This window comes from Halorubrum sp. Boch-26, assembly GCF_029889805.1.
Taxonomy (GTDB): Archaea; Halobacteriota; Halobacteria; order Halobacteriales; family Haloferacaceae; genus Halorubrum.
Genome location: NZ_JARANT010000080.1, coordinates 1 through 12,510 on the forward strand (window position 1 = coordinate 1; position 12,510 = coordinate 12,510).

Here is a 12,510-nt window from a genome sequence, read left to right on the forward strand (position 1 = left end):
ACCTCCCTCCGTCCCACGCCCCATAACTTTGTCTCGGGGGCTCGGTGTTTTGTATAACAGACTGGGGCTGCCGTACGTCGCCGGCGACGCGACCCGGCTCCCCCTTCCGGACGACGCCGTCGATCTCGCCGTCTGTCAGGCCCTCCTCATCAACCTCCCCGATCCCGCCGCCGCGGTCCGAGAGTTCGCGCGGGTCTCCTCGGATCTCGTCGCCGCGATCGAACCGGACAACGGCGACGTGACGGTGACGTCCACCGTCGCCGCCGAGGAGCGACTGGAGCGAGAGGCCCGCGAGGCGTACCTGGAGGGCGTCGACACCGACGTGGCGCTCGGCGACCGCGTGCGAGAGGCGTTCGCGGCGGCGGGCGTCGAGGACCTCCGTACCCGCCGGTACGTCCACGAGAAGCGGACGGCGGCCCCGTACGCGGAGCCCGCGCTGGCGTCGGCGGCGCGGAAGGCGTCCGGCGCCGGGATCGCCGACCACCGCGAGGAACTGGTGGCGGCGACCTCAGTGGACGCCTACGACGACCTCCGCCGACGCTGGCGCGAGATGGGCCGCGAGGTGGCCGACGCGATCGGCGCCGGCGAGTACGAGCGCGTCGAGCGCGTCCCGTTCGACGTGACCGTGGGACGGGTGGCGTGAGAGCGGGCGAGGACAGCCGCTTCGTCGCCGGCGCCGCGTCCGGAAAGCCGAAGTCGAACCGGGTCGACTCGGGACACATGCCGGCCGCACTCGTGACGGGCTCCTCGAGGGGTATCGGACGGGCGATCGCGCTTCGGTTCGCCGACGACGGCTACGACGTCGCCGTCAACTATCACACCGGCGACGAGGCCGCCAAGGCGGTCGCCGACGCGGTCCGCGACCGAGGCCGGGAGGCGGTCGTCGCCGGCGCGGACGTCTCGGACCCCGACGCGGCCGCGCGGCTCGTCGAGACCGCCGCCGACGCGTTCGGCGGGGTGGACCACGTCGTCAACAACGCCGGGATCGACCAGCACGTGTACACCGCGAGCCTCGATCCCGACGACTTCGATCGGGTGATGGACGTCAACGTCAACTCCGCGTTCAACGCCACGAAGGCGGCGCTCCCGCACCTCCGGGACTCTGGGGACGCCCCCTCGGTGACGAACATTTCCTCTATCCTCGCGCACACCGGCGCGCCGATCGAGTGTCACTACGCCGCCTCGAAGGGGGCGCTCCTCTCGCTCACGCGGAGCCACGCCGGCGACTTCGCGCCCGACGTGCGGGTGAACGCGATCGCGCCCGGCCACGTCGAGACGGACATGACCGACGACCGGACGCCGGCGGAGAAGCGCGAGGAACTGGCTCAGATTCCGGTCAACCGATACGGGCAGCCCGAGGACATCGCCGACGCGGCCGCCTACCTCCGGGACGCGACGTTCGTCACGGGAGAGACACTGAACGTGAACGGCGGGGAACTGATGCGCTAAATCGCGATAACGCGGGGGCAGAGCCCGTCAATCGCTCACCGATGGAGCGACGGTCGCCGAGTACGGAGGGCGGGGGTAGCGGAATGGGAAGAGTGGAGCCGGCGCGACCAGAGTGAAAACCGGTCCCGAGAGAGTCAGGCTACCAGCTGCACCACCGATTCCGGGAGCGAAAGCGACTCCTCCCAGTGCTAACAAACCGGCTACGAGGAGGATCACCCGAAAGCGGAGGTATCCCCGGAAGACTCGGGCGTTCTAAGGGAAACGGAGAGGGCTACGCGTATCGTGAACCCTCGTCCCGCTTGCGGAGAACCCATGTAACGCGCGCGTCCCGTATTCAGCGAGGAGTTGAGTGAGTGCTCGAATTGCCGTGAGGGACGCCGTACGAGACGCAGCGGATGCGTACAGTGCAACGACTCCGCTTGTCTCGGTCGACCCCTACTGAATCGGTCGGTAGGCGGACTGGCGATCGTCGGTCTCCGAGAGCAAGCGTCTTGCACGCGCCATCGAGAGAACCGTACTGATGTATCTCGTTACGTTTCGCCTCGACCCGGGGGAGTATGATGAGGAATTCCACGACCTAAACGACGCGATACAGGCGGTCGCGGAGGACACGGAAGGCTATCTCGGTAAGCGGACGTGGCACGCCCCGGAGAGCGAGGAAGTTCTCGTCGTGTACTACTGGCAGTCGTTGGACGCGCTCGAGTCTTTCGGAGCGGACGCTGTCCACAGACAAGCGAAACAGCGATGGACAGAGTGGTACGACGCGTACGAGGTCATCGTTACGGAAGTCATCGAATCGTACGGAAGAGGGTTCGGCGACGACGCGGATCCGGCCGCATAGGAGTGTCACCGTCTCGTTCGTTTGGCACACTCAGCGACAGTGGTATCACCGATTTCGCTGTACTGACGGTCGTTTCCGTCCGGTGACCGAGCTCGGTTCGCACTGCATTCGCGGTGTGTCTGCAGCGACGTCCTCACCGACTACTCGGTCTCTGTCAGTCGGGTCGTGCCCGATACGGCGGGCGTAGTCAGCACTGGGTGTCGCAAACCCGTTCCGCTCATGCGACGCCGACAGGTCAAACACTCAGGCAGTTATGATATCGGGTTGTTATCATGGCCGGTGGTTTTGTGTCGACCGGCAGAGAGTGGCCTCGCTGGGCAGGTGTCTCCACACGTCGTGATATCAGCACGCGCGGGAACGTATCGGTACATATATCAGCGTTCCTAGACATCGTGAATCGATACGGACGAAATCGCTTCCCTCCAAATCCGACCGAGGCTGAGATTCGGACTCTCCGATAACGCGACCTCTGGACCGGTACTCGATGCTCGACCGCCCCGGCAGAGCTGCAGTCCAACTCGGTCCGCCCTCCGAGCCGTATGGAGTCGTCTGAGGTCGAACCACCCGCCGTCCCCCCCGCTGTACAACGATGCGGAGCTGGCCTCCATGGACACGTATGGGATTCACACCCCGCCATGGATTCAAAATGGACAATGCTCGTACAGGAGTCGCCGCAGCCGCAGTTGCGATGATCCTCCTCACTGCGTTAGTCGGCGGTGTGCTCGCGTGGAACCCGGTCGAAGAAGGGAACGTCGAAGTCGTCAAAGAATGGGGCGATTCGACGGGAGAGATGCTCGAGCCAGGCGCTCACTGGATCACCCCGATTAAAGATTCAACGGCGGTCGTCAAGACTCGGCCGCAGCAGTACACGATGGCAAATGAAGCGGCAGAGGGAGCCGAAGCGCGAGACGACAGCGTCGAGGTCCTCACGAACGACGGCGTCTCAGTTGACGTCGACGTCACCGTCCGCTATCGCGTCGACACGGCGCAGGCAAACACGTTCTACGATGAGTACAAAAACGTCCGACAGGCGGAGGCTCGTCTGATCCGCCCGACGACGCAGGACGTGCTCCGGACAGAAGGCGGAGACATCCAGACGACGCAGATATACACCGGGTCGGGGCAGAACCAGATGGCCGACGCGGTTACTGAAGCGCTGATCGCAGAATCGGAGGGAACCGGGCTGACGATCGAGGCCGTTCAGATCCGAAATATCAAGCTCCCGAGTCAGTACGCTGACGCGGTTGAAAAGAAAGAAGTAGAGAAGCAGAACATCGAGAAAAAGCAGAACTCGATCGAAGTCGCAAAGGCGGAAGCGGAGCGGAAACGCGTCGAGGCGCAGGGACAAGCGGACGCGAACGAGATCGAAGCGGAATCGCTGAAGGGCAATCCCGAGCTTGTTCAGGTCAAATACATCAACGCGCTGGAAAGCAACGAGAACACGATTTACGTCGGTGCGGGCTCGCAGGCCGGAATAGATCTCGTCAAGAATGTTGACGAAGAAGAAGGAGAACAGGGGTAGAAGGTGTGTTCCGACTTCTGCTCATCGGAGTGCTGTGGCTGGGGTTGATTTCGCTCGTCAGTTACGCGGCCTTCAGATACGTCGATAACCGGCAGCGGCTTGAACACGAGAAAGAGATGCAGGCGCAGCAGTACGAACACGAGGAACGTCAAGCGTTGTTCGACGAGGACGACTAACGACATGGCGGGACGCTGATAGCTGAGGCCGAACATCTGATCGGTCGTCGACGGGTACAGCGCCGTCATCAGCGTGTGTAGCCAGTACGACACCTTCGTTCTATTCTTCAGGTGAAGTGTGGGTTCGCCGATATCGTTGACTGCGAGTCGCGCAGGTAGGAGAATCGCTACGTCAGTTCGACACTCGAAATCTCCCGTGTGTCGGAGGCGCTTGCATCGATTTCGCGTTGTTTCTCGAATCCGAGTGTTTCGGAGAAGCCAACTGCGTTTACTGACGCGGGAACGACAATCAGTGGCAGGAGGTTTCAACGGAGCGATCGTTCCGAACGGAGTACCTCTGGAGACGGACCGCGATAGGTCCGAGTCTCAGTACTCCGCCAGCCCGGCCTCGATCCGGTCGAACCCCTCTTCGAGCCGGTCGACCGAGTTCGCGAAGGAGAGCCGGAGCCGTTCGGGGGCCGTGTCGCCGAAGCCGTCGCCGGGCGCGAGCACGACGCCGTGCTCCCGGAGGAGGTACTTCGCGACGTCGATGGCGGGCGCGTCGAGCCCGGGGTCGAGGAAGGCGTAGAACGCGCCCGCCGGCCGGGGACACGAGAGCCCGTCGATGCCGGCGACACGGTCGACGACGAGGTCGCGGCGCTCCTCGAACGCGCGATACATCTCCTCGAACGGCTCCTGCGGGCCGGTGAGGGCGGCGATCGCGGCGTGCTGCGCGACGCTCGACGCGCAGGCGGTCGTCGACTCGCGGACCGTCGTCACCTCGTCGATCACCTCCCGATCGCCCGCGAGCCAGCCGAGCCGCCACCCGGTCATCGCGTACCGCTTCGAGCAGGAGCCGACCGTCAGCACGTGGTCCGGGTGACCGGTGTACCCGGCGATCCCCTCGGCCGGGCCGTCGTAGGTGAGCCCGAGGTACACCTCGTCGGCGATCACGTAGGCGTCGCGGTCGGCCGCGGCCTCGACGACGGCCCGGCACTCCTCGGGGTCGAAGACGCCGCCGGTCGGGTTCGAGGGCGTCGTGAGCACGACCGCCGCGGTGTCGTCGCTCATCGCGTCGATCACGCGGTCGGCGTCGAGGTCGAACCCCGTCTCCGCGGGCATGGGGACCTCGCGGAACCTCCCGTCCGCGAGCGTCGCCTGCGTCTCGTAGTTCGGCCACGTCGGCCCCGGGACGAGCAGCTCCTCGCCGGGCGACACCGTCGCGAGGGTCGCGAGGTGGAGCGCCTCCATCCCGCCGACGGTGACGACGATCTCGTCGGGGTCGTGTTCGACGCCGTACTCGCCCGCGAGCGTGTCGCTGATGGCCCGCCGACACGCCGGGAGCCCCGCGTTCGAGGTGTAATGCGTCGCGCCGTCTCGGGCGGCGCTCGCGGCCGCATCGATCACGTGCTCCGGCGTGTCGAAGTCGGGTTCGCCGACCTCCAGCCGGACGAGGTCGCCGTCGTGACGCTGTGCGAGGTCGAACATCACGCGGATCCGCGAGCGCTCCGCGCGCCGGACGCGATCGGTGGGGGTTGGCATACCGTCCACACGGCGATCGGTCTCAAAAGCGGTCCGGTGGCGGAACCCCTCGCTGCGAAACACCCGTTCCAGCCCCCCGACTCAGACCATGTCGCCGCGCACCGACGCCCCCTCCTGCTCGGCCCGCTGCCGTTTGAGAACGTCGGCCGCCTCGCTCGCCACCTCCTCGTCGGCGCCGAGCATCCCGAGCGCGGCGGGGAGCGTCGGCATCGCGAGCGAGGCCTCGCGGAGCCGGTCGAACGCCTCCGCGTCGCGGGTGCCGTCGACCCACAGGCAGACGCCCCGGGGGTCGAGCACCTCCTCGTAGGCGTCGCGGGCCAGCGCCCCCTTCAGGCGCTGGCGCACGTTGTCCTCGAAGCTCGCGTTACACACCTCCAAGTGGATCGGCTCGTCGTCGCCGGACTGCGACCGGCTGTCACCGGGCGAATCCCGGTTGCCCGAGGGACTACGTCCCTCGCCGTTCGCGACGAGTTCGGCCGCGAGGCACTTCTCGGGCGCGGCGTACCCGTTGTCGCTCGCGCGCACGCGGTCCGGGTGTGCCTCCGCCCACTCGGCGCGCACGGAGGTGCCGACGCCCTTCACGCCGTACTCGGCCTCGAACGCGGCCGCCGCGTCGGCGTCGCCGCCCATGATCACGTCCTTGGTGAGGTAGACGTCGAGCCGTTCGACGGGGTCGAGCCCGAGCGCCACGTCGCCGAACGCCCACACCTCGCGGACGGGGACCGGCATCGTCTCGCGCTCGACCCGATCGACGAGGGTCGCCAGTCGGTCGACGGCCTGCTCGCGGTTCATGAGTGGGTCGTAGGCGGGTCGCGGGCAAACCGGTTACGCTCGGGCGCGGGCGACCCGCGGACGCCGGCGGCGGCGGGAGTCACATCCCGTCGAGTCGGTCGGCGACCGACTCCCAGTGGCCGCCTTTCCAGAACCAGCGCCCGCAGTCGCCACAGCGCCACGCGGGGCGGGACTCGGCGTCGACCGCGGAATCGGACTCGGTCGCGGGCGACGCGCCCACGTCGTCGGGCACGTACTCGGGGCGGTCGTCTGGGTCGACGTCGACGCCCTCCGGACCGACCCGCTCCACCGGGCCGTTACAGGCGCCGCACCGCGTCGGCGACTCGGCGAGGTCGACCGGGAGCCCCGCCTCGGCGACCTCACCGAGCTGGTCGAGCACGTCGCGCTCGGTCAGGAGGAGGGCGTCGACGGCCCGCGCGGCCAGCTCGCGGTCGCGTGTGATCAGGGTCCGGTCCTCGGCGGCCGCGAGCGAGAGGACCCGGTCGTCGGCCTCGACTCCGCGGTCGAGCGCGTACGCCGCGTCGTAGCCGCACATCCGGAGGTACGTCGCGAGCTTCCCGCACATCGCGTCGAGGAAAACGCGCGGTGGGTCGGGGTCGTCGGGGTCCGGGCCGTCGCCGCCGACCGGCATCAGCCGTCGAGGAACTCCCGCAGGCCGTCGGCCGAGCGCGCGTTGAGAGTATCGCCGGTCTCGGCCCACCCCCGTCGCGCGGTGTGGACGCCGTAGCGGACGTTGTCTAGCTCGCGGGGCGTGTGCGCGTCGGTGTTGACGGCGATCGGCGCCCCGGCATCGACCGCGGCGCGCACGGTGTCCCCGTCGGCGTCGAGGCGGGCGGGGTTCGCGTTCACCTCGATCGCGGTACCGGCGTCGGCCGCGGCGGCGACGACGGCCTCGACGTCGGGCGCGATCCCCGGACGGCTGTTGATGAGCCGGCCGGTCGGGTGGCCCAAGACGTCGACGTGGGGGTGTTCCACCGCGCGGACCAGCCGCTCCGTGGCGGCCTCGCCGTCCTGCCCGAGCGCGGAGTGCGGCGAGGCGACGACCAGATCGAGGTCGGCGAGCGTCGCGTCGTCGGTGGTGATCGCTCCCTCGGCGTCGATGTTCGCCTCGATGCCGTGGAACACCTCGACGTCGGCCCTCACCGATTCCGCCGCGTCCGCGACCGCCTCGGCCTGCTCTGCGATCTCGGCCTCGTCGAGCCCGGTGTTTCCGAATATCCCCGGACCTGCGGCGTGGTCGGTGACGACGTGGTAGTCGTACCCCCGGTCCGCGGCCGCGTCGATCATCTCCGCGATCGAGAACCCGCCGTCCGACCAGTCGGTGTGCGTGTGGAGGTCGCCGCGCAGGTCTCCCGTCTCGACGAGCTCCGGGAGCTCGCCCGCCGCGGCCGCCGCGACCTCGCCGTCGTCCTCGCGGAGCTCGGGCGGGACCGGGTCCATGTCGAGCGCCTCGTAGACGCCCGCCTCGGTCTCCCCCGCGACGCGCTCACCGACCCGCTGGCCGTCCGCGTCGGTCCCGTCGTCGGCCGCGGCGTCCCCGGAGCCAGCGTCGTCGACGTCGCTCTCGCCGTCGACGTCGCTGATATCGAACAGACCGTACTCGTTGAGCTTCAGCCCGCGGTCGATCGCGCGGTTGCGCACCGCGACGTTGTGGGCGCGCGAGCCGGTGAAGTACTGGAGCGCGGCGCCGAACTCCTCGGCGTCGACGATCCTGAGGTCGACCCGGGTCCCGCTCGCGCGGACGCTCGCCTTGCCGGTCCCCGCCTCTATCGTCGCGTCCGCCTCGGACCAGTCGGTGAGCGACTCGACGATCGGCTCGCGGGCGTCGCTGGCGACGAGGAGATCGATATCGCCGATGGTGTCCTTCCAGCGCCGGATCGAGCCGCACACCTCGACCGACTCAACCGCGTCGAGGTCGGCGAGGTAGGAGAGCGCCGCGTCGGCGACGGGCCGCGCGTCGCCGAGCCGGGTGCGCTTGCGGGCCTCGCGGGCGAACGGGATGTTGTCGAGGATGTTCTCTTCCGTCTTGGCGCCGAACCCGGAGACCTCCCGTATCTCGCCGGCCTCCGCGGCCGCCTCCAGTTCGTCGAGCGTGGTGACCCCGAGCGCCTCGTAGAGGCTTCCGACCGTCTTCGGGCCGACCCCCTCGACCGCCGTGAGCCCAGCCATGTCGGCCGGGAGCTCCTCGCGAAGCGCCGCGAGCTCCTCGATCTCGCCGGTCTCGAAGTACTCGACGACCTTCGAGGCGATCGCGTCGCCGACGCGGTCGATCTCGGCGACGGCCTCCTCCCCCTCCCCCGCGAGGTTCTCGATCGGGGCGGTGTGCTCGCGGACGTTCTCGGCGGCGCGGCGGTACGCGGTCGGCTTGTACTCGACCCCGGTCGCTTCGAGCAGGTCGGCGAATTCCTCTAGAAGGGCGGCGACTTCGTCGTTCCGGCTCATTTGCTCGGCGTTCGGTCGGACGCTCCTTATACTGTCGGGCGGCCCGGAGACACGCGCACCCGGCGCCATTGATAAGTCTCGCGGGCACTGAACGGCACGCGTGTCCACCGACGAGAGCGATGGCGACGAGGGCGATCGCAACGTGTTCGGCGGCGAGTTAGCGCCCTGCGGCCGCGATCCCACCACGGGGTACCTCCGCGACGGCTACTGCCGCGACGTCGACGGCGACGTCGGCGAGCACACCCTCTGTGCGGTCGTGACCGCCGAGTTCCTGACGTACAGCCGGGAGCGAGGCAACGACCTGATCACGCCGCGACCGGAGTTCGACTTCCCCGGGCTGGAGCCGGGCGACCGCTGGTGTCTCTGCGTCGGCCGGTGGGTCGAGGCGGCCGACGCGGGGGTCGCGCCACCGGTCGTGTTGGGGGCGACCGACGAGTCCGTGCTGCGCGCGGTCGACCCCGACCGGCTCCGGGAGCACGAGTTCGATCCGGACGGGTTCGATCCGGACGAGTTCGATCCCGACACGCCGGAGTAGCCGACTCGACGGCTACTCGTCGTCGCCGTCGGCGGCGTCGAGGAAGACGATCGCGCCGCCGAGCAGCGCGAGGTTCTTCAGGAAGTTGATCTTGTTGCCGTGCCGCTCTTTCCCTTCCATCGTCCAGAAGTCGTGGATCGAGGGGGTCGTCCCGAGGAAGAAAACGACGAGCGCGCCGGCGGCCGCGCGCGGGAGCTTCCAGAGCACGATCCCGAGGTTGGCCACGAGCAGCATCCCCGTGACGAACGGGACGAGCACGTCGGGCATCGGGACGCCCTTCTCCTCGGCGACCGCGACCCGCTTGTCGTTGTTCTTGAAGCCGTCGACGGCCATGTACGCCAGAACGCCGCCGTACAGGGTCCGACCGAGCAGCGAGGGGGCGTCGGAGCCGGTCGCGGTCGCCTCGGGGGCGTCCCCGGCGTCGGCGGACGGCGACGGGGCGTCCGCGGTCTCGTCGCTCACGCCGACACCACCTCGATGCGGCTGACGTTCGCGTCCACGCGCCCGACCGTCTCGTAGGCGCCGTCGTCGCTCCGGCGCATGATCCGGCCCTCGACGTCGTCGCGCTGGTCCGGCACGTCGAACAGCCCCGAGCCGCAGATCACGTCTCCGTCGTGGACGGCCCACGTCTCGACGATCTCGTGGGGCTCGCCCGGGAAGGAGACGCGCTCGAAGTCCCGACCGAAGTTCGTCGACTCGAACAGCGCCACCTCGTGGTCGTCGTTCACCCACGCCGGCGGCGCCTCCTCGCCGCCGCAGAAGAAGACGGTCCCGTCGTGGACGAACACCCGCCGGACGTACGAGAAGTCGTTGCCGGCGTCGATCCGGCTCCACGACTCGCCCGCGTCGGTCGTCCGCCAGAGCCCGCCCTCGCCGACCGCGTGGCCGAGGCCGAGGTTCTCCAAGTTGTGGTCGAGATAGCCGGTCGCCGCGAGCCACACGTCCTCCGAGACCGGGAGGATCTGGTGAACGTCGTCGACGATGGTGTCGCGCCGATCGGTCCACGTCTGCCCGGCGTCGTCGGTGAGGTGGATCCCGCCGGCCTCGACGCCCGCGATCAGTCGATCCGGCCGGCCCGGTACGACCTCGAGCGCCCGCAGTCTGGCGTAGTGCGGGTCGATCGGCGACTCCCAGTGACCGCGCGAGGGCAGGTCGCGGAACCCCTTCAGCTCCGTCCACGTCTCCCCGTCGTCGACCGAGCGGAAGATGTAGGGGTCGTTCGTCCCGGCGTACAGCGCGCCGTCGGCCGTCGCGAGGATCGACCAGACCTCGCTCTGGCCGGCGTGCCAGAACCGGTCCCCGAGGGGGACGCCGAGGTCCTCCCACGTCTCGCCGCCGTCCAGCGAGTGGTACGCACCCGTCGAGGACGCGACGAAAACGCCCTCCGCGTGGTCCCACGACTTCACCGCAGTGACGACCTCGCAGTCGAGCACCCGCTCCGCGTCGTCGCGCTCGAACGGCACGTCGCCGACGCGGTACAGCCCGTCGTCTGTCCCGATCAACAGTGTCATACACGAACACGTGGGTGGGACGCGTACTAAAGTTTTACCAAGCTGTAAAACGCTAAGTGGCCGGGGGTGCAACCGGAGGGCGACGGGGGTTCGCCGGCGACGCGACCGTGGCGGCGCGACCCGGCGCCGGCGAATCCATCGCGACGCCACACCGACACCAGACCCATGACCACACCTGACCCGACCAAGCGACCGACCGACGCGGCGCACATCGACGACGACATCGACCTGCCGCGGGAGCTGCTCACCCTCCCGTGGATCGACATCCACAACCACGCGCACACGCTCTCGTGGGCCGACCGCGAGCGCTACGCGCTCGCCGGCTGTCGGTCCATGCTCATGGTCGCGTCCGGGTACCACTGGACCCCGTACAAGCCGGTCGAAGCCGACGACATCCGCTTTCTGTGGGACGACGCGATCAACCGCCGCGAGGCGATCGAGCGCAACCACTTCTTCGAGGCGAAGCTCGGGCTCGGCGTCCACACCGGCGTCCGCATCGAGAACCCCGACGAGCTGCTGGACGCGATGGACGCGTACTGCGCGCTCGACGAGGTCGTCGCGGTCGGGGAGACCGGCGTCGTCCCCTCCCAGCACGTCGAGCGGTGGGGCGTCGACGAGCAGCAGGCGGTCGTGGGGGCGCAGATGGCGCTCGCCGAGAAGCACGACCTGCCGGTGATCCTCCACACGCCGAACACGTCGACGGACGCGAAGCGCTCGTACCGCGACGGGCTCGGCGTGACGCCCGGCTACGAGAAGAACGCGGGGCTCGGTACCGACCCCGTCCTCGACGGCGAGAACCCCGCGCTCGACGCGGTGCGGCTCGACGTCGAGGCGATGCGCGACGCCGGGCTCGACGACGAGCGCGTCGTCGCCTCTCACGCCGACCGCAACAACACGGAATACCTGATGGCACAGACCGACTGCTACCTGAGCTACACCATCGGTCACTCGTGGCTGGTCGGCGTCGACGCCGCCGACGTCGCCGACGCCATCGACGAGTACGGCGCCGACCGGATCATGGTCGACACCGACTGCGCGAACGTCCTCCGGACCGACCCGTACGCGCTGAAGCGCGCGATATTCGAGCTGTACCGGTACGGGATCGACGTCGACGACATCCGAACGGTCGTGCTGGAGAACCCGCGGGAGGTCTTCGACTTCGAGCAGGAATAGTCGGACGCTATCCGATACTCAAATGACCGTCAGTGACGGCGACAATTACTTAAAAACCGTTGCGGTGGCGCGCCCCGGTAAGCGGCCCGCAGGGCCGCGAACCGACGGTGCGAGGGACGCGGTGAGCGCTCGGAGAGCGCGAACCGCGAGGCTGGGGAGGCGTGAGGTGCTGTGCGGAGCGGTGTGGGTGGGACTCAAAGGGGCAGCCGCAAGGACGGCGCAGGCGACTCAAGCACCGAAACGAGGGAGCGTCAGCGACCGAGTGAGGCGCGCAGCGAGCGTGCGCCGTCCTTGCGGCTGGGGCTTTGGAGGTGTTCACCGTCGATCCGCCGTCGACCATTTATAAATGAGCGGCTGGGGCTTTGGAGGTGTTCACCGTCGGTCTGCCGTCTGCTATTTATAGGCTATCGGCTCGACATAAGTAACCGTTCACCGCCGGTAGTGTTCAGATAAGCTGATTCCATGCGAAAGCGAACGATCTCAACCACTCGTCAGCAGTTTCTGCTTCGGCGTTGCTGAAACAGTTTGAGAAACAGACAGTTCTGCGT

At 68.2% G+C, this 12,510-nt stretch carries 13 protein-coding genes and 1 pseudogene; 7 read left to right on the forward strand and 7 right to left on the reverse strand.

All coding sequences use genetic code 11. The features are described 5' to 3' along the window. The 5 genes from OQF71_RS11115 to OQF71_RS11135 all read left to right on the forward strand — a co-directional run. Nucleotides 1-643 (forward strand): methyltransferase domain-containing protein (locus OQF71_RS11115; RefSeq protein ID WP_280587746.1); only part of this gene is annotated, 643 nt, incomplete at its 5' end. 77 nt (nt 644-720) lie between these two features. Further along, nucleotides 721-1,449 (forward strand): 3-oxoacyl-ACP reductase family protein, encoded by a 729-nt coding sequence (locus OQF71_RS11120; protein WP_280587747.1) that lies wholly within the window; start codon nt 721-723, stop codon nt 1,447-1,449. 520 nt (nt 1,450-1,969) lie between these two features. Then, complete coding sequence (locus OQF71_RS11125) at nt 1,970-2,290, forward strand: DUF4188 domain-containing protein (RefSeq protein ID WP_280587748.1); 321 nt, start codon at nt 1,970-1,972, stop codon at nt 2,288-2,290. 616 nt (nt 2,291-2,906) lie between these two features. Further along, complete coding sequence (locus OQF71_RS11130; protein ID WP_280587749.1) at nt 2,907-3,812, forward strand: prohibitin family protein; 906 nt, start codon at nt 2,907-2,909, stop codon at nt 3,810-3,812. Between the two features lie 5 nt (nt 3,813-3,817). Continuing rightward, nucleotides 3,818-3,988, forward strand: a complete 171-nt coding sequence (locus tag OQF71_RS11135) for a hypothetical protein (protein ID WP_280587750.1) — start codon at nt 3,818-3,820, stop codon at nt 3,986-3,988. 366 nt (nt 3,989-4,354) lie between these two features. Here OQF71_RS11135 and OQF71_RS11140 read toward each other — a convergent pair whose 3' ends face one another. From OQF71_RS11140 to OQF71_RS11155, 4 genes are all read right to left on the reverse strand, one after another. Next, nucleotides 4,355-5,509 (reverse strand): aminotransferase class I/II-fold pyridoxal phosphate-dependent enzyme, encoded by a 1,155-nt coding sequence (locus OQF71_RS11140; RefSeq protein WP_280587752.1) that lies wholly within the window; start codon nt 5,507-5,509, stop codon nt 4,355-4,357. A gap of 81 nt (nt 5,510-5,590) precedes the next feature. Further along, on the reverse strand, nt 5,591-6,301 hold the full coding sequence (locus OQF71_RS11145; RefSeq protein ID WP_280587753.1) for a hypothetical protein: 711 nt from the start codon (nt 6,299-6,301) through the stop codon (nt 5,591-5,593). Nucleotides 6,302-6,380: 79 nt separating this feature from the next. Beyond that, nucleotides 6,381-6,932 carry a Mut7-C RNAse domain-containing protein gene (locus OQF71_RS11150; protein ID WP_280587754.1) on the reverse strand — a complete coding sequence of 184 codons (552 nt, stop codon included), beginning with the start codon at nt 6,930-6,932 and terminating at the stop codon, nt 6,381-6,383. Then, nucleotides 6,932-8,743: a helix-hairpin-helix domain-containing protein gene (locus OQF71_RS11155; RefSeq protein ID WP_280587755.1), complete on the reverse strand. Its 1,812-nt coding sequence runs from the start codon at nt 8,741-8,743 to the stop codon at nt 6,932-6,934. The genes OQF71_RS11150 and OQF71_RS11155 overlap by 1 nt, the downstream gene beginning before the upstream one ends. Before the next feature lie 100 nt (nt 8,744-8,843). Between OQF71_RS11155 and OQF71_RS11160 the strand changes: the two genes are divergently transcribed. Continuing rightward, nucleotides 8,844-9,278, forward strand: coding sequence for a DUF2237 domain-containing protein (locus OQF71_RS11160; RefSeq protein WP_280587757.1), 435 nt, complete (start codon nt 8,844-8,846; stop codon nt 9,276-9,278). 12 nt (nt 9,279-9,290) lie between these two features. Here OQF71_RS11160 and OQF71_RS11165 read toward each other — a convergent pair whose 3' ends face one another. Both OQF71_RS11165 and OQF71_RS11170 read right to left on the reverse strand, forming a co-directional pair. After that, nucleotides 9,291-9,650, reverse strand: a complete 360-nt coding sequence (locus OQF71_RS11165; protein WP_280587763.1) for a DoxX family membrane protein — start codon at nt 9,648-9,650, stop codon at nt 9,291-9,293. Between the two features lie 86 nt (nt 9,651-9,736). After that, nucleotides 9,737-10,789, reverse strand: a complete 1,053-nt coding sequence (locus tag OQF71_RS11170) for a sialidase family protein (RefSeq protein WP_280587759.1) — start codon at nt 10,787-10,789, stop codon at nt 9,737-9,739. A 165-nt stretch (nt 10,790-10,954) separates the two neighbouring features. Here OQF71_RS11170 and OQF71_RS11175 point away from each other — a divergent pair, with 165 nt between their 5' ends. Continuing rightward, nucleotides 10,955-11,962, forward strand: a complete 1,008-nt coding sequence (locus tag OQF71_RS11175) for a TatD family hydrolase (RefSeq protein WP_280587761.1) — start codon at nt 10,955-10,957, stop codon at nt 11,960-11,962. A 445-nt stretch (nt 11,963-12,407) separates the two neighbouring features. On the opposite strand, the pseudogene OQF71_RS11180 reads toward OQF71_RS11175, so the two are convergent. Next, nucleotides 12,408-12,510, reverse strand: a pseudogene (locus tag OQF71_RS11180) (IS6 family transposase); the annotation flags it as partial.